Below are 21909 nucleotides of genomic sequence, written 5' to 3' on the forward strand. Positions count from 1 at the left end.
AGGATACGCGTATTCGCGCATTCGCGGTCGCTCGGTTTCGCGAAGACGCATACGTTCGAGTCATGGATCTCGATCGGGGCAAGCCTGTATGGACCCAAATCGCCGATGAGCTGCGGCGCAGGATCGATGCCGGTGCCTACGTTCCCGGTGCGCGTTTCCCTGCCGTAGTGGATCTCGCCGGAGAGTTCGACGTCGCGGCGTCAACGATTCAGAAAGCGGTGGCCGCCCTGCGTGCGGAGGGACGGCTGCGCACCGTGCTGGGACAGGGCTCGTTCGTCGCGGACGCGCCCCGGGCCGAGGAGTAGGCGCGCGTCAGCACGTCTCACCGTTTCGTCCCCCCGGGGTCTGTGGCGCCCAGGAATCGCTCAGCCGGGTGCGTTCCACTCGTCGAGTCTGATCCTCACCTGGCAGTTGTGATCGGCGTGTGAGATCACCTCACCGGCGACGGTGGTGCCCAATGCGGGAAGTTCCATGTGGTGAGGCATGGCGCTGATCTCGGCGAGGCCGACCGCGTTCGGTGCGCCATCCAACAGGAGGAAGACACCGAATCGCTGTCGGCCGACGACCCGACCGCTGATGCGAGTTCCAAGAGGCAGCGTGGAGACGGTTGCCGGCCAGTTCCGTTGGACGGCGTCAGGGGACGGCAGTTGGGAGTGGACCGGCCAACTGAACCCGGGCATTGGCCAATCATGGCCAGGGCGAAGGGAGTTGTTGATGGTCGGCAACGGAGGCCGACTGCTCGGGGGTTCTCCCACCGGATAGAAGCCAGGGGCGATCAAGCCCCACCTCCTTGTGTCCCCGTCGGGACCGGCTCGTCACTCCCCGTCCGGCCGCTCGTCCCGCTCTCTGCCCCGTCCGGCAGGCCCGCCCGGCGCACCCCCGGAATCGCCACGTCCGACGACGGATAGAACTGCCCGTACCACCGCCGCAGGGCCCTGATCCCCTTCTCGTGCGGGAGTAGCACCGGGCGGGCCTGGTGGATCTTGTGGTCCCAGATCTCGACCTCCTCCCGTACCTCGCCCAGGGCCTCCGCGCGGAACACGAGCTTGAGGAGAGGCGTCAGGAAGGGGAGTCGGGACGGTTTGCGCAGGTAGTACAGCATCCGGAGTTCGCTCGTGCGGTCGTCGACCGGGGTGGTGAGGGCGACCGCGGTCACCGACAGGACGGGGCCGTGGACGCGGACCACCATGACACCCGGGCCGTACATGAACGCGTCGAAGGTGTTGTTGATGTCCCAGGCGAGGACGCGTCGGGAGATCCGGCCGCGGGCCTCGGCGTACGGGCCGTCCTGGCGCCAGTCCTGGACGGGGGGTTCGCTCTGGCCGTGGATGAAGTGGAAGTGGGACTCGTCGACGATGTTCTCGCGCATCTCCTGGACGTGGACGCGCGCCCGGCAGGTGTCGTCGATCGGGGCGGCGTAGTCCTTGGACTCCGTCTCGGGGATCTCCGGTACCTCCCACGACGGCTCGCCCGGGCCGGTGTGGACGAGGACGAGTCCGCTGTGTTCGCGGACCGGGAATCCGCCGAGGGACACCTTGGGGGTGTGGGTGGCGAACGGTGCCTCGACGCACCTGCCGTCCGCGCCGAACCGCCAGCCGTGGAACGGGCACACCACCGTGCCGTCCACGACCTTGCCGCCGGCGCCCAGGTGCGCGCCGTAGTGGGGGCAGTGCGCGTCCCGGACGGTCGCCCGTCCGTCGGTTCCCCGGAAGGCGATGAGCGCCCGCCCGAAGTAGTGGAGGCTGACGACCTTGCCCGGCCGCAGCTCGGTGCTGCGGAGCACGGCGTACCAGCCGTACGGCACGAACGGCATCGGATACTCGTCGGCTCGGGGGTCGCGGGGGAGGGATGCGACCGTGTCATGACTCCGCCATAAGCGCATGTGGTGATGCTAGGCGTGTTTCAGGTGGGGCTGTAGAGGGCCGCGAGGTCGATCAACTGGACGTCGGGATCTGCTTCCGACGACGCGTGCGCCTTGTTGTTGAAGTCTGCTCCGCTGAAGCAGAGCAGCCGGGTGCCGCTCGTGTCGTAGCGGCCCGCCAAGGTGATGAGGTCGCGGATGTGCCGGAGGCGGTCGATGTGGGCGATGCCCATGGTGTCGTTCCATTTGGCCTCGCCGATGGCCAGGAGCGGTGGCTTGGCATGACCGTTGGCGATGCCGATGACCGCCACGTCGATCTCGTGGCTGGTGCGGGTTTTCGGGTCGTGGACTATGCCGTGGCCGATGCGCGCGGGCAGTCCGCCCAGAAGTTCGGGGTCGGCATGGTGCAGGGCCCATTCGCGGCATACCTGTTCGAAGTGGGGTCCGAGTACGTTGCTGACGAAGCGACGGCGGCTGGCTGCCCAGACCCGTGCCGCACTGCCGGGGCGTTCAAGCTGATCCCAGACCGGGCGCATGATCGCATGGTGGAAGGCGATCAGCGGTTCGGCGATGCGGTAGGTGGGCCGGTTCTCGCGGAAGGCGTCGGCGTCCCGGTGCAGCAGCCCGGCGTCTTCCAGGACGTTGATGGGGTGCGTGAGGTCGACGGCCTTGCGTTCCAGGTAGCCTGCCATGCCGCCGCGGGTGGAGTTGCCGTCGGCGACGGCGGCCAGGACGGACAGGTACAGGGCGGTGTCGCGGAGGTCGGCTTCCTCGGCGAGCAGGTAGCGGGCCTCGCGGAAGAGCGGGGTTTCGGGGTTGAGGACTGTGCGGATCACCCAGTCGTCGAAGTCCTCCGGCCCCTCGGGGGTGTCGCCGCGCGCGAACTCGCGCCGGTAGGCCGGGGTACCGCCGACGATCGCGTTCACCTTCATCGCCAGGTGGGGATCGGTGATGCCCCAGAATTCCGCGGCGAGGCGGTGGTCGAGGGGGCGGACGATCAGTTCCAGGCCGGCGCGCCCGCGCAGGGGCGCGTTGCCCGACAGCAGTCGGCCCATGAAGGACAGGGCCGAACCGCACAGGAGGAGTCGGGTGCGGGAGGCGGTGCGCTGGTCACGTAGGGTCCGCAGCGCCTCCTGGATGATCGACGGCAGTTCGGGGTTGGCCCTGGCGAGGTAGGGAAACTCGTCGATCACCACGGGGACCGGCCGCTCGGAGCCGAGCGCGAGCAGCGCGTCGACGGCCTCCGACCAGTCGGCGAAGTGGAAGGGGCTGGCCGGGCGTACGTGTGCGGTCAGTGCGGTGCCGATCCGGCGTAGGGACTCGGCGTCGGTTGCCTCGGTCGCCCCGAAGTAGAACCCTCCGGTGGCCCGGCAGGCGGCATCCAGCAGGAAGGTCTTGCCTTGACGGCGGCGTCCGGAGACCACGCCGAGGGTTGCGCCGGGCTGCGGGTCGGCGATGAACCGACTTAGCGCCGACCACTCGTAGTCCCGGTCGAACATCTCGGCGGGCTTGTCCACCGACTCTCCAGTATGTAGAAGTACGTTTTCATAAAGTGTACTTCTCTATTCTGCTGTGTGGGGGGCTGGACCGCGAGGCAGAGCGGAACCTCGCACCGCCTCAGTGCCCCAGCCCTGCACCCCCGTCCACCGGAATCACCGCCCCCCGCACATACCCCGCCCCCGCCAGGAAGGCCACCGCGTCCGCGACCTCGTCCGGGCGGGCGAGGCGGCCGGCCGGGGTCTGGCGGAGGAGGTCGCGGCGCTGGTCGGGGGTGAGGGCGCTGCTCATGTCCGTTTCCGTGAGGCCGGGGGCCACCACGTTGCAGGTGATGTCCCGGGGACCCAGCTCACGGGTGAGGGAGCGCGCGAAACCGATCAACCCCGCTTTGGCCGCCGCGTAGTTGGTCTGGCCGGCGGAGCCGTGCAGGGCCGCCGTGGAGGAGATGAGGACGATACGGCCGTGGCCTTCGCGGAGCATGCCGCGTACCGCGCGCTGGGTGACGCGGAAGGCCCCGGTGAGGTTGGTGTCGATGACCGAGGTGAAGTCTGCCTCCGTCATCCGTACCAGCAGGCGGTCGTTCGAGGCGCCCGCGTTGGCGATCAGGGTCGTCACCGGGCCGTGTGCCGCCTCGGCCTCCTTGAAGGCGCGGTCAATCTGCTGACTGTCCGTCACATCGCAGCGTACGGCCAGGAGTCCTTCCGACTCGGGCGGCGGCTCACTCCGATACGTCACCGCGACCCGGTCGCCCGCCGTCGCGAAACGTCGGGCTATGGCCAGTCCGATTCCCCTGTTTCCGCCGGTGACGAAGACCGAACGGGGCGTCGCCTGCGCCATCATGGCTTCCCTCTCCATGTCCCTCTCCTCCTCCACCCTCTCCTCCTCCACCCATCGCCATCGCCATCGTCTTCGTCTTCGCCGTCGTCATTTCCTCGTCCGTGTGCGCAGGCCCATCACCGACACCGCGAAGGCGACGAGTGCCAGGGCGGCGATGGAGAGGGTGGCGGCGTACATCGCGTCGAGGAAGGCCCGGTCGGCCGTCGTCGTCAGTTCCGGCAGGCGGAGGGATTCGGCCAGCGAGCGGGCCGCCTCGGCCGAGGTGCGGGCCTGTTCCGCGGTCGCCGGAGGCAACTGCCTTACGGAGTGCGGTAGTTCGGCGGTGTCCGACATGCGTGACCGGTACACCCCGGAGAGGATCGAACCCGCCATCGCCACCCCCAGCGTGCCGCCGACCTGACGGGTGACGCTGTTGATCGCCGAGCCGGCGCCCGCCAACTGCGGCGGCACCCCGCTCATCATCACGGCCGTGACCGGCGTACCGACCAGGCCCATTCCGAAGCCCTGGATCCACAGCAGTGCGGCGATGCGCCAGAGGGGGGTTCCGCCGTCCAGCCAGGCGTACGCGATGTAGGTGACCGCCGTGGCCAGGATCCCCGCCGCCACCGTCCAACGGGCCGTCAGGCGGCGGCTCATCGCGGGGGACGCCTGGCTGCCCAGGACGATGCCGATCGCGGCGGCGATCATCATCAGTCCGGCGTCGGAGGGGGACAGGCCGCGCGGGCCCTGGAGGTAGAAGGCCGCGTAGAAGAGATGACCGGCCAGTGCCATGAACGCGATCAGCAGGACCACGCTCCCGGCCGCGAACCCCGGCTGCCGGAACAGTCGTACGTCCAGGCTGGGGGCGGGTGACCTGCGCTGAGCGGCGACGAACGCGACCAGCAGCGCGCCGCCCAGCAGGAGGGGGAGGAGGACGTGAGGGCCGAACCAGGTCCGGCCGTTGCCCAGTTCGATGATGCCGTAGACCACTCCGCCGAGGCCCAGGACCGACAGGGTCATGCCGGGGAGGTCCAGCTGTCTGCGCCCCGGGCCCTTCAACTCCGGTACGACGGCTGCCACTCCGGCCATGCACAGCGCCACGATCGGTACGTTGACGAGGAACACCGAGCCCCACCAGAAGTTGCTGAGCAGCGCCCCGCCGACCACCGGGCCCACGGCCACCCCCAGGCCGCTGGACGAGCTCCAGATCGCGATGGCCCGGGTGCGTTTCTCCTCCGGGGTGCTCTGCACGATCACCGACAGCGTCGCCGGCATCAGCAGTGCGCTGCCCGCACCCATCACGGCCCGCGCCACGATCAGCCAGCCGGGCGACGAGACGAAGGCGCCGGCTCCCGAGGCCGCGCCGAACAGCGCCAGGCCCGCGAGGAGCGTCGTCCGGGGGCCGAAGCGGTCCGCCAGCGCGCCGCCCGCGAAGAGGGCGCCGGCGAAGACGAGGGTGTAGGCGCTCGCCACCCACTCCAACTCGGCCGGGGTCGCACCCAGTCCGTCGGCCGGGTCGGCCAGGGTGGCGACGGCGACGTTGAGGACGGAGGTGTCCAGCCAGATCAGCATCTGCGCGCAGACCACGACCAGGAGCACGGGCCACGACGGCCGCCGGGTGGCCATCCCTCCAGCTTCCGCTTCGCTCACCTTGCTCGCTCTCACTTCGCTCATCGGACGACGCCTCCGTTGTCCTTGTCCTTGTCCTTGCTCTCGTTCTCGTTCTCGTCTTCATACGCGCGCAGTGCACGGTCGATCAGTGCGTCCGCCGCGCCCGTGTAGCGGGTCGGGTCGAGCAGGTCCGACAGGTGGGTGGGGGTGAGTCGTGACGACAACTCCGGGTGCGTGAGGAGGAGTTCGGTGAGTGGGCGGCCAGTCGTGGCCGACTCGGTCGAGGCCGTCGACAGGAGCTTCTTCGCCCTCGCCTTGCCGAGCACCGGGGCGAGTACGACCGCCAGTCGCTCGGTGACCACGGCTCCGCCGGTCAGTTCGAGGTTGGCCAGCATGCGGTCAGGGTGGACGGTCAGACCCTCCGCCAGCTCCACCGCCGTGTGCGCCGCGCCGCCCGTCAGCCGCAGTGCCTCGCGCAACGGCTGCCACTCGGCGTGCCACGCCCCGGCCGGGCGTTCGTCCTCCGCCAGCAGACACTGAGCCAACACCAGCGCGTACGCGGGGACTTGGCGGGCCGCCGACACGATGAGGGTGGCGAGGGCGGGATTGCGTTTCTGCGGCATCGCGGACGAGGCGCCGCGTCCCTCCGCCGCCGGTTCGGAGACCTCGCCGATCTCCGTACGGGACAGCGTCTGGACGTCCAGCGCGAACTTGCCGAGCGCCCCGGTGACCAGTTGAAGTGCCGCGCCCAGCTCGGCGATCGGCGTGCGTACGGTGTGCCACGGCAGCGTCGGCTCCGCCAGCCCGAGGGCCTTCGCGAACGGGGCCAGCAATTCGACTCCGCCCTCACCCCTGGATGCCCCCGCCCCGCCGTCCAAGGTGGCGTACTCGCGATACGCGGCCAACGTGCCCGCCGCACCGCCCAGTTGTGCGGGCAACGCGGACACCACCGCCCGTACCCGGTTGCGGGCGTCCGTGACCAGCTGGAGCCAGCCCGCCGCCTTCAGACCGAGGGTGGTGGGTACCGCGTGCTGGGTCAGGGTGCGGCCCGCCAGGACGGTGTGGCGGTGGGTGTCGGCGAGTGCGGCCAGTGCGGTGGCGGTGCGTTCGAGGTCGGTGGCGATCAGGTTGAGTACGCGGCGGGCGATCAGCATGGCCGCCGAGTCGAGGATGTCCTGGCTGGTCGAACCCCGGTGTACGTATTCGGCGGCGGCCGGGTCCTTGGCCGCGACCGCCCCGGTGAGGGCCGTGACGAGCGCGACGACCGGGTTGGCGGCGGCTCGGGCCGCGTATGCCAGGGCGACCAGGTCGAGGCGGTCCGCGTGGGCCTCCGAGGCGATCGTCGCCAGTGCCTCGGCGGGTGTCAGTCCGACCTCGAACTGGGCATGTGTCAGCGCCACTTCCACGTCCAGCATGGCCTGGAGCCACGCCTCGTCGGTCACCTCGGCCGCAGCGGGCGTACCCGCCCAGGTGGGCGCGAGCAGCCCCGCGTCGGTACCCACGGAGGCAGCGGCCATCCTCCCGTTCATGAGCGTCGACCCCCTGCGCCGGAGATATGAGGGACAGCCAACTCAGGTTCCTGCGACGGCAATTCCGACCCCTCCAGTCCCGGTCCCAGCTCCAGTACCGCCCGTGCGATCGCGTCCGAGTCCTCCAGCGTCACCGAGCCCACGCCCGGTCTGATGCCGACCGCCGTCACCCAGCGCACCCCCTCCGTCGGCACCCCGAAGGCGAACCGGCGCGGGTGTGGCCGCCCGGACGCGTCCAGCAGCCGGGGCGCGCCGTCGGTCACCGCCATCCCACCCGTCTCGTGCGACTCGTGGCCACCCGGCCGGTACGGGACACACCCGCCCTCCGCCAGCAGCCCCCGCAGCAGCGGACTGGCGCTGCGCCGCAGGTCGATGTCGGGCAGCCGCGCCTCGACCAGCGCCCTCACCAGCACCGGCGCCTCCGACACCCCCTCCGCGTCCACGAGGAAACCGGCCTCACCCGGGCCGTCCGCGTCCCCCGTCGGACGCACCCGCATCCCCGGTCCGACCACGTGCACTACCTCGGCCTCGATCAACGCGATCAACTGCTCGATCCGGAACGCGGGCGGCCCGATCGACGTGAACGCGTTCAACGGCGTGTACCAGCCGTCCAGTTCGGCCCGGTACGACTCGCCGACGACCCCGCCGTGATCGACCACCAGCCGGACCTCGTTGCGCAGGTCACGCAGCGCGTCCAGCGCTGCCTTCAGCGGGCCGTTCACATTGCCGAGGCGGGCGGCGGCGACGTCCTGTCGCAGATACCCCAGCAGCCAGTCCCGGAAGTCGGCGCGGCCGGTGAAGTGCCGGTCCCCGTAGGGTCGTTCTACGCGCCGCCAGTCCCAGCGCTCGTCCGGTGGTACGTCGTACCGGTCGAGGAGGACCGACTCGGGCTCGCGGCCCGTGAAGCAGGACCGTACGAACTCCGCTGCCGCCCAGGGGCCTTGGGCGGCCCGGATCCACGCCTCGTAGTAGACGGTCCGGACCTCGCGGTCGATCAGGGGCCAGATGTCCGTACGGAAGCCGACGGGGCCTCGCCGTAGGCCGGCGATGACCTCCGGGGTCAGGAAGCGGGGGTGGTGCCGGCCGAGGGCGCCCTTCTCGTTCTCGCCGCGTGCGTGGTACGGCACTCCGCGCCGCGAACCGGCGTACAGCACCGGCTCGTTGCCGCTCGGGATGTACACGAGCCCGGCACCCCGGCCGTCCTGGTCGTCGCCCTGTTTGAACGTGCCGCCGCGGCCCTCGGTGAGCAGGGCGAGGTGGTCGAAGAAGTTCAGACCGAGCCCGCGCAGGGCGACCGGGGTGCCGGGCAGGAGGGCGCTCAGGTCGGCGTCGGCCGGGTTGGCGGGGCCCACGTAGGCCACGCCGGAACCGGAAGCAGAACCGGCCGGTGAGTGGCGGGCGGCGAAGGAGCGCAGGCCCTGTTCCTCCGGGCTCGGGATCAACTGCCCGTGGCCCAGGGCCAGTACGACCGCGTCCAGGCCGGTGAGCCGTTCGCCGTCCGCCAGGGTGACACTCTGGCATCCGTCCGCGGGAGTGTCGGCCAGCGCGGTCGCGGTCGTCCGATGGGTGTGGACCGTGACCTCGGGCGGTGCGGTGCGTAAGAGGTGTCGGAGGACCCACTCCAGGTAGTGGCCGTGGAAGGCGCGGGTCGGATAGGTGTCCGGGCCGAGGCTCCGTGCCTCCGCCAGGATCCGGGCCGGGTATCCCTCGGGTCGCAGGGTGCGCGCCCACTCGTACAGGCTCGGGCCCGGAATCGACGGGCCCGCGCACGGCACGCTGTCGTCGGTGAACAGGGTCACCTGGGAGGCGACCGTGTTCATCAGCAGCTCGGGCGGCTGGTCGGTGCGCCACACCGCGCCCGGGCCGGGCGGGTACGGGTCGACGAGGTGCACCACGACCGGGCGGCCGGCCTGGCCCGCGTTGGCGCAGAGCCGCTCCAGCACCGAGAGGCCGCGCGGACCGGCGCCGATCACGCACACGACGACGGCATCGCGGGCGTCACCCGAGGAGCTTGGTCCGGGTCCGGTCATTCCTGGCCCAGCCCGTCGCGCCAGCTCGGCCGCAGCGGCTTCCAGCCCAGTTCCGTACGCGCCCGGGCGTTGGACGCGCCGGCCGCCGAGGTGAGCTGGTGGGCCATGAACCAGCCGAGCAGCCGAGGTGCCATCGTCGCCGGAACCGTGCGCGGCGGCGGGGCGTCGAGTGCGCGGGCGAAGTGGGGCAACCACTGGGCGGCCGGGGCCGGTTCGTCGTCCGTGATGTGGAAGGCGCCGGTGCCCTCCGACTCCACGGCCGCCACCGCCGCCCCGACAGCGTCTTCCACATGCAGGAACGAGGTGATCCCGGCCCCACCCTCCGGCAGCGGCAACTTCCCGGCCAGCACCCGTTGTCCGGTCCCGCCGGTACGGGCGTACGCGGTGCCGGGGCCGTACAGCGTCCCGTAGCGCAGCACCAGCCCGCTCAACTCGGCAGACACGGCCACCACTTGGGTCTCCAACTCGGTCACGGCCCGTACGGTTGCCGCCCAGCCGGGGTCCGGGGCGTCCACGTACAGCGGCGCGTCCTCGTCGACGACCGGGTTGCCGGTCGGCGCGGCGGCGAAGGCGATGGACTGCGCGACCAGTCGCCGCGCACCGGCCGCTCGGGCCGCCGCGAGCAGGTTGGCGGTGCCCTCGGTGCGCAGTCGTGCGGTCTGCGCGAAGGCCTCCGGCGGGTCGTCGCGCAGCAGTCGCAGCGCCGACAGCTGATGGACGACCACGTCAGGGCGTACGTCCGTCACGGCGGCCAGCAGCGCTTCCCGGTCGAGGGCGTCGGCGACCACGATCGCGTCCGCTTCCGGAGCGCGGGCGCGGGACTCCTCCCGTACCAGCGCGCTCACTTGGTGACCCCGCGCCCGCAGCGCGCCCACCAGCGGATGTCCGACCACTCCGGTGGCTCCGGCGACAAGTATCCGCACGGCGTTCAGTCCTCCGTACCGTCGGTGAGGGGGGTGCGTACGCGCATCAGCAGGCGGCACGCTCTGTCGTCGTCGCGCAGGCATGTCTCGGCGCGGTTCTCGGTCAGGGTGACGCCGAGGCCCTCGGACCAGCCCGCGTGGATGTCGGTGCAGGGGCATTGGTAGCCGTCCAGTGAACCGGCCATCCGCACCATGGTGACGGCGAAGCTGCGGCGCAGGGTGAGGACGATCAGGCCGTCGTCATCGGTCGTGTCCTCGACCTCCGTGGAGGCGTTGCGCAGTTCCGGCGGGAACATCCGATCCCCGCAGTCGTCGTACCGGCGACGCAGTTCCTCCAGGTCCTTGCGGGTGTCGCCGGTGGCGGGGAGCGGGCCGGCGAGGCGGCCGACGCGCTGCCCGACGTGCGTCGCGACCTTGCGCAGCGCCTCGGCGTTGAGCTCGTTCGCGGCCTCCTGCCCGAACCGGCTCGCCACCCCCTGGTACCAGTTCGCGTCGTGCTGCCACCACAACCGGTACGCCTCCCCGGCCCGGGCACGGTAGTTGACGTCCTCGGTGCCGGTACCCGTGCTCATCGCTGCTCCTTGGCCGAGGAAGCGGCGAAACGGTCGCGCATCACCCGTTTGAGGACTTTCCCGGTCGCGCCCTTCGCGACATCGTCGGGCTTCATACGCAGGGCCCGGGTGACCGGGGGGAATCCGGCGGCCTCAAGGGCTGAGTTGACCCGGACGGTCAACTCACCGTCATCGCCGCCCTCTTCATCGGCCAGTTGGAGCAGTGCGTAGGCGTGCGCCACTCCGTCGCCGTCCCAGTCCGCCCGTACGCCGTCGTCGGCGACCCCGACGACCGTGCAGTCGGCCAGCTCGGGCAGTTCGCGGAGCAGGAGTTCCTCGGTGCGGGTGCTGAAGACGACACCGGCGGAGGTGCGGATGGCGTCCGGGGCGCGGTCGAGGTGGTAGAAGTTGCCGTCCTCGTCCTGGTGGGCGAGGTCGCCGGTGAGCCAGTAGCCGCCGAGGCGCATACGGTTCCAGGTCAGCGAGTCGTTCCAGTAACCAGGTGTCAGGGTCGGGGACTTGAGGCCGAGGCGGCCGATCTCGCCGGGCGGCAGCGGGGTGCCGTCCTCGGCGAGTACGGCGGCCTCGGCGAAGCTGATCGGCCTGCCGACGCAGCGCGAGTAGGCCGAGGTGTCCTTGGTGTGCCGGTTGTGGAAGACGGAGTAGCCGGCCTCGGAGGAGCCGAGCCCGTCGACGAAGACGGAGCCGTCGAGCCGTACGCGCCGCAGGTCCCTGCCGATCGTCTGGTGGCTGCCGTGCCGCACGAGGGCCCGGATATGCGCCTCGTGGGCCGCGTCCCCGGTGTTGAACCACACCTGCACGCTGGACAGATCCCGGTTCGTCAGGTCCTCGGCGGCCATCTCGCCGAAGGTCCCGGCGAAGGCCAGCACGGTGGTGGGCCTGAACTCCTCGATGGCGTCCAGTACTTCGGTGCCGCGCTGGCTGGAGAGGAGCTTGATGTCGGTGCGCAGGAGCAGGCAGTACAGCAGCGTGGCCACCATCGCGTTGTGCGCGCCGGGCAGCCCGACCAGGGTGCGTTCCATGTCGGTGCCGGTGGAGTAGCGCAGGCGGTGCAGCTGCGCGTACATCAGCGTCCGGTGGGTGTGCGGAACTCCCTTGGGCATACCGGTGGTTCCCGACGAGTGCGAGATGAGCACCGGGTCTGTGGGGTCGTGCCGGTACGGGTAGGAGGGCGGGAGCGAGGCGCGGTGTCCGGGGCGGATGTCGGCGGCGGTCGCGCGGAAGCCCAGGTCGGATGCCTCCGTCGACAACACCTCGCGGTGCTCGCGGTCCGTGAAGGCACCGACGGCGCCCTGCCGTCGTACGTACTCCCGCGCGATGTCCGGCGGCAGGTTGCCGTTGACGAACGACGGGATCGCACCCAGGGACGTCAGCGCCAGGAAGTTCACCGCGAACTCGGCGCTGGAGTAGGAGTGCAGGGCGACGGGGTCGCGGGGGCGCACACCCTGGGCGGCGTACCAGCCCGCGTAGGTCTCGACGACCTCCCGCAACTCCCCGAGGGTGAGGCGGGTGGGACAACTGCCGTTGGGCGCCTGCCAGTTGCCGTCCATGCGGAGTACGACCTCGTCGCGTGGACGGTCGTACGCCGTCAGACGGGCCAGGATGTTGCCGGCGCCCAGTTCGGTGTCGGAGCAGATCCGGGCCCGCTCCTGCCTACTGATGAGCATGGGTAGAGGTCTCCGTCTCGGTACGTGGTTCGGCGTGGAGGATAGCCAGCTCGAACAGGCCCTGGATGTTGCCGAGTTGCCTGGCCGCGCCGCTGGATCCCGCGGACCTGATCGGCACCTGTGCCCCGGCGACGGCGTCGACGCGGTTCGGACGGCCGAGCAGCATCGCCGCCGCCAGGCCGGCGGACTCGGGGAGGGCCGGAATCGGGTGCCCGCTGTGGGCTGCGGCCAGTTCGCGGTGCACGGCGGCCACGCGTTCGCCGCCGCCCAGCTCCACGGCCAGCACCAGGACCCGGTCCAGCTCGGGGTCCTCCAGCAACAGGTCGGCCATGGCCAGGAGTTCGGTCAACGGGTCGCCGAGGGCGGAGAGGCTGAACATCTGGCCGGTGATCCCGAACTCCCGACTCATGTGCCCCAGGACCGAGTTGGCGGTGGCCTGCATGAACAGCAGCGGGTTGTGGACCCGCCCGGACACCATGCGCCGGCTCGCCAGATCCGCGGTGGTGGTGTCACCCGTCAGGCTGGCCAGCGCCACGGCGGTGCGGGCGTTGTCCCCGGGGCGCGCGGTCAGACACCTACTGCTCACCTCGTACGCCAGCGGACTGAACGCCGACTCCACGAAGCCGGGCAGCTTCGGCAGCGCGATGTCGTCGTCCCGGCCGGTGTCGTGGGTCGCGGTGGCGGTGGCGAGGACCGAGAGGGAGGAACGGAGCGCGGTCTCGTGGGTCGCGGTCTCATGGGTCGTGGTCATGGCCGCTCCAGGACGAGTGCGGTGTTGGCGCCCCCGAAGGCGGCGTTGATGGTGAGGGCCCGGTGCGGATCGGCGGGGCGCGGCTCGTTCGGTACGTAGTCGAGGTCGCACTCCGGGTCGGGGCCGCCGTATCCGGCGGTCGGCGGGAGTACGCCGTCCAGCAGGGCCAGCATCGTGATCACGAACTCCACGACGCCCGCGGCTTCCAGGAGGTGGCCGGTGGTGCTCTTGGTCGAGCTGACCGGTATCGACTCGGCCCGCTTCGGGAAGGCGGCGCGCAGGCCCCGGGTCTCGGCGCCGTCGTTGTACCTGGTGCCGGTGCCATGGGCGTTGACGTAGTCGAGGGACACCCCGTCCGGGTCCCCGGCCTGCCGCATCGCCTGCCGTGCGGCTCGGGCGAGACCGGCGCCTTCCGGGTGCGGCTGGGCGATGTGGTGGGCGTCGGTGGCGGCGCCCCATCCGACGACGGACACGAGCGGCCGGGCCCCGCGCCGCCTGGCGTGCTCGGCCGACTCCAGTACGACGGCGGCGACCCCGTCGCCGAGCAACAGCCCGCTGCGATCGGCACTGAACGGCCGCACCATGCCGTCCCGCGACAACGCCCGCCCGGAGTCGAACTTCCCGAAGGTCTCCTCCTCGACCAGATACCCACCTGCGCAGACGGCGGTGTCGATCCGCCCGGAGGAGATCAGCCGACAGGCGTGAATGATCGCGGCGGAGGACGCGACACAGGCATTGGTGAAGGCGAGCCGCGGCCCGGTCAGCCCCAGGCCGTCGGCAAGCAACTCGGCGAGCCGGGCGGGCACGGCATCGGCGAGTCCTTCCAACTCGGTTGTTGGCAGCGCCCCTTCAGGGTCGCGGGGTACGGAGTCCCCGGCGCCCCGCCAATACCGGGTGACGCTCCGGTGATCCCCGGCAACCCCCAGAATCACGGCCGCCTCCGCACCCACCCCCAACCCCGCCATGCCCAGCGCATCGCCCCCGCACCGCCGGAGTGCGTGCCGAAGCGCCCACCCCTCGACCGCCTCGGGTCCGTCGGGAGCGGCAGCGGCGACCCCCGTCCGGTACGGCCCCGTGTCGAACCGCGTCGTGGGCCGGAACGCCGGCACCCCCGCGAACACCCCGCGCCGCAAAGCCTCCGCGCCCTCGCCGAACGCGGTCCGTACGCCGTATCCGGTCACCGTCACCTCACGCGTCATCCCGGGCGCCCCCCTTCTGGGCGGTACGCAGGTACGCGGTGAGCCGCCGGAGCGAGGTCAGCCCGGCGATGTCCTCGTCGGTGGGCTCGACGACCAGGCCGTGCCGCTCCTCCACCACATGGAGCAGCCACACCAACCCGAGCGAGTCCAGGACGAGTTCGGCGTCCTCGGCGAGGTCGTCGGGCAGTCCCGGGAAGACCTTGCGGTCCGACAGGAGCTCCCGTACGGAGTCGGTGGTGATGTCGGTGCCGGTGGCCCCCGTGCTCGTACTCATGCCTTCGCACCGCGGCGGACGACCTCGGCGACGAGCCCGCCGAGGGTCAGGGTGGCCAGGGGTTCGATGTCGGTGTCGGGGATCTCGACGCCGAACCGCGACTCCAGCCGCAGCGTGAGTTCGATCAGGCTCAGGGAGTCGACGTCCAGGCCGCCGACGGTCACCGGGCTGTCGTCCGTGATGCCGTCGCGGCTCAGCAGGATGTTCATGTCGTCGATGACGGCGGTCAGGACGAACTCGCGGATCTCGTCTTCCAGGGTCGACGTAGTCATGATCACTGTCTCCAGGTGGGGGGTTGAGCGCCCTGCAGGGGCGCCGGGCTGTGACATGTGCGGCTTTGCCGCGTGGGCGCGGGCAAGCCACGAACCTGCCTGCGGACAACAACCGCCGGTGGCTCGCCCTATCCGGCGGAGCGCAGCGTCGCGGCCTGCCGCACCAGCTTTCCGTTGGACGTGCGCGGCAACGCGTCCAGCAGCCGGACGATCCGCGGCACCTTGTAGTCGGCCAGCCGCTCCCGGCACCACCGCAACAGCTCCTCGGCGGACGGCCGTTCGGCGCCGGCCGTCACCGCGACGTACGCCTCGGTCACGTCCTCGTGGACCAGGACCGCCTGTTCGACGGCCGGGTGCTCGCGGAGTACGTTCTCCACCTCGGTGAGGTCCACCTTGAGGCCGCCGATGACGACGACGGAGTCGGCGCGCCCCCGCACCAGTACGGCGCCGGTGGTGTCCAGCGTGGCCAGGTCCCGGGTGTGCAGCCAGCCGTCGGCGTACTGGGTGCCGCCCGAGTCGAAGAGGTACGGCGACTCGTCGAGGGCGACGTCCAGTTCACCCCGCGCGACCCGGACGGACACGCCAGGCGCCGCCCGGCCGACCGAGGGGCGCAGCGTGCCGCCGACGTCGATGGCGACGATGCCGGTCTCCGTGGTCCCGTACGCCTCGCCGACCCGGACGCCGTACTGCCGCGTGAACCGGGCCGCGACCTGCGGGGGCATGATCTCGCCGCCCGACACCGCGATCCGCAGGTCGGGCAGCGCGGGGGGATCGGTGGCGGCGGCGAGCAGTTCGAAGTGCGTCGGTATGCCGAACAGGGCGGTGATCCGGTGCTCCGATGCGGTCCGCAGCAGGTCGCGGGCGGAGACACGCGGTGCGAAGACGACGGAGACGCCGGCGGCGAGGGAGTACAGCAGGCCGCCGATCAGACCGAAGCTGTGCGCCGTCGAACTGAGCAGCAGCAGCCGGTCGCCCTCGACCGGCATACCCGGGACCCCGGCGAAGCGGTCCACCTCGGTGGCGAGCGACCGGGCGGTCCTGCCGATGACTTTCGGCCGTCCGGTGGAGCCCGAGCTGAACTGGACGAGACGGTGCCCGGTGGTGACCGCGAGGCCGCTTCGGCGCCGCTCGGTGACGACCTCGTACTCAGACCGGAAACCGAACGTGGCCCGGACGTTGGAACCGGCGCTGACCATGAACTGAGGCCGGCAGGACGCGCAGAGCGCCGCCACCTCGGGCGGTTTGAGCCGGAAGTCGAAGAGCAGCACCTGCGCACCGAGCCGCCACAGGGCGAGCAGTACCTCGATCTGCGTGAAACTGGGCGGGGTCCGCAACCCCACGGTGCTGCCCGGCCCGATGCCGTACCCGGCGAAGACTGCGGCCTGCTTGCCCACCCGCTCGCGCAACTCGCCTCGGGTGACCGTCTCCTGCTGGTGTGTCAGATACGGCAGCCGGTCGTCGCGCGCGTCGAACGACTTCTGGACCAGGTCGGCGAGATCCGACTCCGGGTCGTCGAGTTCGGCCATCGGACCTCAGACCTCCTTGCAGAACTCGCCGATGGGCAGGCCCACATGGCGTTTGTCGGCGGCCAGATAGCCGAGCAACTCGTCGCCCGTCCGCAACTCGGTGACGTTGAGGACCTTCCCGCCCGGTCCGAGCACCCGTACGTGCCAGTCGTCCTGCACGGTCAGGCTGACCAGCCGGCCGTCCTCGGCGTGGGTACGGATCTCCAGCAGCGGCCGGGATTCGAGCTTCGCCCGCCCGACGACGACCCGCCGGGTACGCCCGTCGGCACCGACCGCGAGCAGCGCGCTGCCCGAGCCGACCTCGCTGAGGTAGCTGGTGCGGTTGTCGGGGCCGAGCGTGTACGAGTGCAGGGCGCCCGCGTTGACCCGGAACGGCCGGGTCGGCATGTAGGGCAGGGGGTGGGTCTCGCTGCAGCAGAGCACGAACCCGGAGGAGTAGGAGCCGACGAGGATGCCCTCGTCCTCCTCGAAGTGCGAGCAGGTGTCCACGCAGACCCGGTCGCCGAGCCCGACGTGCCGGATGCTCTCCACGGTCAGGGTGGACAGCTCCAGTTGGGGCGTCGTCGCCTCCAACAGCCGTGCCAGCGCGAACACTTCGTCGGCGTTGTGGGGTGTGAAGAGGATGCCGTCCGATCCGCGTTCCAGCACGTCGAAGACGATGGCCGCCTCTTCCAGGCCGTCGACGACCGTCACGAGCTTGCCCTCGGCGGACTCGGCCGCGGCGAGCACGATCTCCAGCGGGATCTTGGTCGGGTCGGCGAAGTGGATGACCGTGTACGGCAGCACCATGGCGCCCGCGCACGACAGCTGGAGGGTTCGGTCGTCCCGTACGTCGATGAACCCGGAGACCGGTGTGCCACCGGCGCCCCCGGCGCGGGTGCCGGCGCGGTGGTCGGCGGCGAGGGCGTCCAGCTCGTCCTGCGTGCCGAACCTCCGCAGGAGTACGTCGATCCCGGTGCCGAAGGAAGAAGTGTCGGAGGGAGAAGTGCCGGTGCCGGCCGGGGACTTGGACTCCTTGTCCGCGGCCTTCGCCTCCTTGTCCCCGGACTTCTTCACGGTGGCCTGAAGCGGCGTCGGTGCCGGTGCCGGAATCGGAGCGCCGCCCCCGGAGACCAGTACCCGGGTGACGGTCGGCGGCAGGGTTCCGAGCAGCTCGGCGTCGGCGGCCACCACACCCGCCATCCGGGCGTGGACTGCCGCGTCCACCACCGCCTGGAGCTGCGGACGGGGGACTTCACGCAGGTCGATCCATGCGAACCTCATGCCACTCCTGCCACGAACGTCGAGTAGTTAGCCATGTGCATGTCATCGCTGATGTCGCCGTTGCCGATGCCGGTGTTCCCGCCGTGCACGACCGCCGAGAGCCGGGACACCAGTGCGGCGGGCGACGGCGAGGAGAAGACCCGGCGGCCGACGGCCAGGCCCCGGCAGCCGGCCGCCATCACCGCCGTGCCGTATTCGACGAGGTCGGAGCCGTCCGGTGGACCGCCGGCCGCGAGGACGGGGATGGGGCTGTTCGCCACCACCTCGGCCATGCGCTCGATCGGCAGGGCGACGGAGGTCTTCACCATGTCCGCGCCCAGGTCCGCGGCGACGTTGGCCAGGTGCGAGAGGAGGGCCGGATCGCGTGGGTCCTCGATCCGGGGGCCGCGCGGATAGACCATCGCGATCAGGGGCATGCCCCACGCGTCGCAGGAACGGGCCACCGCCCCCAGATCGGCCAGTTGCCGCGCCTCGGTGTCCGAGCCGATGTTCACATGGACGCTGACCGCGTCCGCGCCGAGCGTCAGCGCCTCCTCGACATCGGCGACCAGCACCTTGGCGTGGACGTCGGCGGAGCAGGAGGTACTGGCGCTCAGGTGCACCACCAGCGCGCAGCTCTTCAGGATGTCCGGCGCGAAGGCGCGGGCGCGCCCCTTGTGGACGATGATCCCGTCAGCCCCGCCGGCCACCAGCGCCCGCAGCAGGTCGTCCCACTTGTCGGCGGGGACGATCGGACCGTCCGAGACGCTGTGGTCGAGCGGGATGAGCAGATGCCGGTCGTCACCCGCGAGCGAAAGTCTTCTCAAGCGTAATTGCTTGCCCGTTTTCAGCATGGGAATTGTGATTCTCCGTGTCCGAAAATCGATGGTTGTAGAACTTTCAAGTTAAGCGGTCATGAGCATTCTCGCGTCGCTGCCCGTTGGCAAGGTGTAACCGTCGGTAAATTTTTATACGACACGAAGCATGATTATTGACAGCGGATTGACAGGTTACGCGGGGTTGACTGCGCCCGGGCGTACTGTTCGCGCACTCTATGCGCGTTGGGGCGTTCTGCCCCTCCCTGTCAATGGCTTCTTGTCGAAATTGAATTTCGATGATTAGGGTGACTCCCCTTCCTGCTTTTCCGCTCAGGATTCGGAAGTGATCCCCCATGCCCGAATTACCGACACTGAACGCGTCCCCACCGCGGACAGCGAAGACCGAGGCCCCGAAGGTCGCCGTCGCGAGCCTGGTCGGCACGACGATCGAGTACTACGACTTCGCCGTGTACGGCACCGCCTCCGCGCTGGTCCTCGGCCCCGCCTTCTTCCCCTCCGGCAACGCGGCCCTCTCCTCCCTGGCCGCGTTCCTCACCTTCGCCGCGGCCTTCCTCTCCCGCCCCCTCGGCGTCGTCCTGTTCGGCACGATCGGCGACCGGCTGGGCCGAAGACGGGCCCTGGTCGTCTCCCTGCTGCTGATGGGCGTGGCCACGGTCGGCGTCGGCCTGCTGCCCACGTACGAGACCGCCGGGCTCCTCGCCCCCGTGCTCCTGGTGACACTCCGGCTGCTCCAGGGCGTCAGCATGGGCGGCGAGTGGGGCGGGGCGGTGCTGCTCGCCGCCGAACACGCGCCCCCCGGCCGCCGTGCGCTGTACGCGTCCATCCCGAACATCGGCCCCTCGCTCGGCTTCCTGCTCTCCACCGCGGTCATCCTGCCCACCATGAACATCGTGGGCATGGAGGGCTTCACCGACTGGGCCTGGCGTATCCCGTTCCTGCTCAGCACCGTCCTCGTCGTGGTCGGCCTGTGGGTGCGTACGACGGTCTCCGAGTCCCCGGTCTTCACCTCGGCGGCCGGCCGGCCGCAGGCCGACCCGGCGCCGCCGTTCCCGCTGGGCACGATCCTCAGGCAGTACCCCCGCAGGCTGCTGCTCGGCACCGGCGCGGCGATCGGCGGCTCGGCCGTCTACTACCTGACGATCGTCTACAGCCTCTCGTACGGTCCGCAGGAACTCGGCATCCCCCGGAACACGATGCTGACCGCCGCGAGTATCGGCGCGGCGGCCGGAATCGCCATCACCCTGCCGGTCGCCAGGCTGTCCGACCGGATCGGCCGCCGTCCGCTGATGCTGGCCGGAGCCGCCGGCTGCGTGGTGTGGGCGGTGCCGATATACGCCTCGCTCAGCTCACGCAACGGACTGGTGATCACCGGCGCCTACACGGTCGGCCTGATGTTCCTCGCGCTGATGTTCTCCCCGGTGGCGGCCTTCCTGCCGGAGCTGTTCCCGGCCAGACTGCGCTACACCGGTGCCTCCGCCGCCTTCATCCTCGCCAACACCCTCGGCGGCGGTTTCGCCCCGTCCATCGCCACCTGGCTGAACAGCCACTGGGAATCCCCGCTGGTCCTCGGCTTCTACACCGGCGGCCTCTGTCTGGTGAGCCTCCTGTGCCTGCTGGCACTGCCGGAGACCCGGGACCACGAGTTCGACGACTGACGCGTCGACTTCCGTCTGACGGAAAGCGCGTCGTCAATGGATATTGCCCCACGCAATAAAATATATTACTGGGAACAAAACCCCCTCCCGGTGAATCCTGGCCGCGGACGCGGTGTTTCGATCCGTGCTCTAGTCTGAGCCGACGTGAGGCGCGAAATGCTCACGGAGTCGATCTCAGGCTAGGAGTTCTCGATTGGCTACGCACCGTTATAAATCCCGGTCCGTGCGATACGGGTTGGTAATGGCGTCGTTGGGGCTGATGACCGCCGGGGCTGCGATATCCGCCCCGGCGGCATCGGCCGCCGTCTCGACCGCCGCCCTTCGGGGTGCTGATTCCGGGCGATGCCTGGATATCCCCGGCGGAAAGACTGAGAACGGCACCAAACTCACACTGTGGGACTGCAACGGGGGCAGCAACCAGCAGTGGTCGTACGACACCGCGACCAAAGCGCTGGGCGTTTACGGAAACAAATGCCTGGACAGCGAGACGAGCAGCGCGGTCAACGGTGTGTCCGTGGTGATACGGGACTGTACGGGCGGCGCCACCCAGCAGTGGGACGTCGTGTCCGGGGGAACCGTCAAGAACGCCGGCCTGGGCCTCTGCCTGGACGCGGCCGAGCTGGGCACCGCCAACGGGACCCCGGTGCAGCTGTGGTCCTGCAACGGTGGCGGAAACCAGCAGTGGAGCGGAATCACCCCCGGCACGCCTGCCGACACGTCCGGGATGACGTCGCTGGAGAAGCAGGCGTTCGACAACGTCAACGCGCAACGGACCGCCAACGGCTGCGCGGCCCTGGTGGTCGACGCGAGCTTGCAGAAGGCCGCCCACGACTATGCGGCCGAGATGGTGCGGACCCACTACTTCTCGCATACTTCGGCGAGCGGAAAGAGCCCCACCGACCGGGCCAAGGACGCCGGATACACCCGGGGCGGCGTGGGCGAGAACATCGCGATGGGCTTCGAGGGCGATCCGAACGGCGTGGTCAACAACGCGACCTACGGGTGGATGAGCAGTCCCGGCCATCGCGCGAACATCCTCAATTGCGGCTACACCAGGACCGGTATGGGATACGACGCGGGGAACATCGACCCCAACTACGCCGACGGTTCCTGGGTGCAGGTATTCGGCTGATGCCGGTGTTGACGCCGGTGTGAGGTGACCGGGCCGCCGACGCCTTTCCTGAGGCGGCCCGGCAGGTGCGTCGGTGATCGTGCCTACTTGAGTACATCCCACATCCCGCATCCAACATCCACGTCCCCGTCCCTGTCCCTGTCCCCGTTCCTGTCAGTGGGCGGTGAGATCCGCAAGCCGAGGTGAGCCACTGGGTGGCGGCCAGCGCGGCCACCGCCAGTGTCGTGATCCATGCCAGGTGCCCGTTCGTCCGCGCTGCGCGCAGCGGTGCCTTCGCCATGTCCGACTCTCCCTCCGTCCGTGTCGCCCCGCGCACCTTCGCGGGGCCCGGTAGTCAACTCTGTTGCCCCGGAGGGCAGCACCGCCTCGGCCGAACGGCCGGAAACCACAGACCGGAACCGCCCCTGTACTGGCCGAACGGTGGAGGCGGGGGTCGCGCGGAGGGGAGCACGCTGGTCTCTCGCCGGAAACACGTCGAATGTTTTTCCAACCCGACGCCACCCTCGTCCGTCT

At 70.4% G+C, this 21909-nt stretch carries 20 protein-coding genes; 3 read left to right on the forward strand and 17 right to left on the reverse strand.

The genetic code is table 11. The features are described from left to right. The first annotated feature begins 62 nt into the window (after positions 1-62). Positions 63-305, forward strand: coding sequence for a GntR family transcriptional regulator (locus ACW4TU_RS23430; protein ID WP_457416590.1), 243 nt, complete (start codon positions 63-65; stop codon positions 303-305). 60 nt (positions 306-365) lie between these two features. On the opposite strand, the gene ACW4TU_RS23435 is transcribed toward ACW4TU_RS23430, so the two are convergent. The 17 genes from ACW4TU_RS23435 to ACW4TU_RS23515 form a co-directional block, all read right to left on the reverse strand. Continuing rightward, positions 366-530 carry a hypothetical protein gene (locus ACW4TU_RS23435; protein ID WP_457416592.1) on the reverse strand — a complete coding sequence of 55 codons (165 nt, stop codon included), beginning with the start codon at positions 528-530 and terminating at the stop codon, positions 366-368. A gap of 245 nt (positions 531-775) precedes the next feature. Continuing rightward, positions 776-1882, reverse strand: coding sequence for a Rieske 2Fe-2S domain-containing protein (locus ACW4TU_RS23440; protein ID WP_457416594.1), 1107 nt, complete (start codon positions 1880-1882; stop codon positions 776-778). Positions 1883-1902: 20 nt separating this feature from the next. Further along, a complete protein-coding gene (locus ACW4TU_RS23445) occupies positions 1903-3378 on the reverse strand; it encodes an AAA family ATPase (protein ID WP_457416596.1) in 1476 nt (491 codons plus the stop codon). Positions 3379-3478: 100 nt separating this feature from the next. Continuing rightward, positions 3479-4195 carry a 3-oxoacyl-ACP reductase FabG gene (gene fabG / locus ACW4TU_RS23450; protein ID WP_457430264.1) on the reverse strand — a complete coding sequence of 239 codons (717 nt, stop codon included), beginning with the start codon at positions 4193-4195 and terminating at the stop codon, positions 3479-3481. An 87-nt stretch (positions 4196-4282) separates the two neighbouring features. Beyond that, positions 4283-5848 carry an MFS transporter gene (locus ACW4TU_RS23455; protein ID WP_457416598.1) on the reverse strand — a complete coding sequence of 522 codons (1566 nt, stop codon included), beginning with the start codon at positions 5846-5848 and terminating at the stop codon, positions 4283-4285. Continuing rightward, entirely contained in the window at positions 5845-7302 is a 1458-nt protein-coding gene (locus ACW4TU_RS23460; protein ID WP_457416600.1) for a nitrosuccinate lyase, read from the reverse strand. Before ACW4TU_RS23460 ends, ACW4TU_RS23455 begins: the two co-directional genes overlap by 4 nt. An 8-nt stretch (positions 7303-7310) precedes the next feature. Continuing rightward, the gene (locus ACW4TU_RS23465; RefSeq protein WP_457416602.1) at positions 7311-9344 is read right to left on the reverse strand and encodes an FAD/NAD(P)-binding protein; all 2034 of its coding nucleotides are present in this window, start codon (positions 9342-9344) and stop codon (positions 7311-7313) included. Then, complete coding sequence (locus tag ACW4TU_RS23470) at positions 9341-10267, reverse strand: NAD-dependent epimerase/dehydratase family protein (RefSeq protein WP_457416604.1); 927 nt, start codon at positions 10265-10267, stop codon at positions 9341-9343. Before ACW4TU_RS23470 ends, ACW4TU_RS23465 begins: the two co-directional genes overlap by 4 nt. A 5-nt stretch (positions 10268-10272) precedes the next feature. Then, on the reverse strand, positions 10273-10839 hold the full coding sequence (locus ACW4TU_RS23475) for a hypothetical protein (protein ID WP_457416606.1): 567 nt from the start codon (positions 10837-10839) through the stop codon (positions 10273-10275). Then, a complete protein-coding gene (locus ACW4TU_RS23480) occupies positions 10836-12506 on the reverse strand; it encodes a class I adenylate-forming enzyme family protein (RefSeq protein ID WP_457416608.1) in 1671 nt (556 codons plus the stop codon). The genes ACW4TU_RS23475 and ACW4TU_RS23480 overlap by 4 nt, the downstream gene beginning before the upstream one ends. Next, a complete protein-coding gene (locus ACW4TU_RS23485; RefSeq protein ID WP_457416610.1) occupies positions 12493-13257 on the reverse strand; it encodes a hypothetical protein in 765 nt (254 codons plus the stop codon). Before ACW4TU_RS23485 ends, ACW4TU_RS23480 begins: the two co-directional genes overlap by 14 nt. Then, on the reverse strand, positions 13254-14456 hold the full coding sequence (locus ACW4TU_RS23490) for a beta-ketoacyl-[acyl-carrier-protein] synthase family protein (RefSeq protein ID WP_457416612.1): 1203 nt from the start codon (positions 14454-14456) through the stop codon (positions 13254-13256). The genes ACW4TU_RS23485 and ACW4TU_RS23490 overlap by 4 nt, the downstream gene beginning before the upstream one ends. After that, the gene (locus ACW4TU_RS23495; protein WP_457416614.1) at positions 14446-14730 is read right to left on the reverse strand and encodes an acyl carrier protein; all 285 of its coding nucleotides are present in this window, start codon (positions 14728-14730) and stop codon (positions 14446-14448) included. The genes ACW4TU_RS23490 and ACW4TU_RS23495 overlap by 11 nt, the downstream gene beginning before the upstream one ends. Next, complete coding sequence (locus ACW4TU_RS23500) at positions 14727-15002, reverse strand: acyl carrier protein (protein ID WP_457416616.1); 276 nt, start codon at positions 15000-15002, stop codon at positions 14727-14729. Before ACW4TU_RS23500 ends, ACW4TU_RS23495 begins: the two co-directional genes overlap by 4 nt. A gap of 128 nt (positions 15003-15130) precedes the next feature. Next, positions 15131-16528 carry a class I adenylate-forming enzyme family protein gene (locus tag ACW4TU_RS23505; protein ID WP_457416618.1) on the reverse strand — a complete coding sequence of 466 codons (1398 nt, stop codon included), beginning with the start codon at positions 16526-16528 and terminating at the stop codon, positions 15131-15133. A 6-nt stretch (positions 16529-16534) separates the two neighbouring features. Next, positions 16535-17791: a 3-dehydroquinate synthase II family protein gene (locus ACW4TU_RS23510; RefSeq protein WP_457416619.1), complete on the reverse strand. Its 1257-nt coding sequence runs from the start codon at positions 17789-17791 to the stop codon at positions 16535-16537. Beyond that, the gene (locus ACW4TU_RS23515) at positions 17788-18624 is read right to left on the reverse strand and encodes a 2-amino-3,7-dideoxy-D-threo-hept-6-ulosonate synthase (protein ID WP_457416621.1); all 837 of its coding nucleotides are present in this window, start codon (positions 18622-18624) and stop codon (positions 17788-17790) included. The genes ACW4TU_RS23510 and ACW4TU_RS23515 overlap by 4 nt, the downstream gene beginning before the upstream one ends. Positions 18625-18941: 317 nt before the next feature. Between ACW4TU_RS23515 and ACW4TU_RS23520 the strand changes: the two genes are divergently transcribed. Continuing rightward, entirely contained in the window at positions 18942-20264 is a 1323-nt protein-coding gene (locus ACW4TU_RS23520) for an MFS transporter (RefSeq protein ID WP_457416623.1), read from the forward strand. 259 nt (positions 20265-20523) lie between these two features. Then, positions 20524-21396: a ricin-type beta-trefoil lectin domain protein gene (locus ACW4TU_RS23525; RefSeq protein ID WP_457416625.1), complete on the forward strand. Its 873-nt coding sequence runs from the start codon at positions 20524-20526 to the stop codon at positions 21394-21396. The last annotated feature ends 513 nt before the right edge of the window (positions 21397-21909 follow it).

This window comes from Streptomyces kryoterrae (assembly GCF_054072135.1).